The sequence below is a fragment of the Acinetobacter sp. 479375 genome, assembly GCF_000581715.1.
In the GTDB taxonomy this organism is placed as follows: domain Bacteria; phylum Pseudomonadota; class Gammaproteobacteria; order Pseudomonadales; family Moraxellaceae; genus Acinetobacter; species Acinetobacter ursingii.
In genome coordinates, this window is the sequence record NZ_JEZN01000079.1 from 1 (window position 1) to 367 (window position 367).

The following is a 367-nucleotide window of genomic DNA, read 5'->3' on the forward strand; positions in this document are numbered from 1 at the left end:
AGCTATGTTCGGAAGGGATAACCGCTGAAAGCATCTAAGCGGGAAGCCTACCTCAAGATAAGATTTCCCTGTGACTATATGTCACCTAAAGAGCCGTTCAAGACTAGGACGTTGATAGGTTGGATGTGGAAGCATAGTGATATGTGAAGCTGACCAATACTAATTGCTCGTGAGGCTTGACTATACAACACCCAAACAGTTGTTGTATTCAAGATAAATTCAATACAAAACTTGATTTAGTCAATAAACTAGTTACAATACCGACTCAATTTCCAATCCGTTAATAACTCTTTGGTTCGTAAGTAAGGCATACATTATTAAGTAATGTGAATAAGACCCCAAAGCACCACAACAGTTTGCTGGCGAC

The 367-nt window shown here is 39.5% G+C and carries 1 rRNA gene; it reads left to right on the forward strand.

Features of this window, described 5'->3' with window-relative positions:
• Positions 1-184 (forward strand): 23S ribosomal RNA (locus tag J500_RS16855); the annotation flags it as partial.
• Between the last annotated feature and the right edge of the window lie 183 nt (positions 185-367).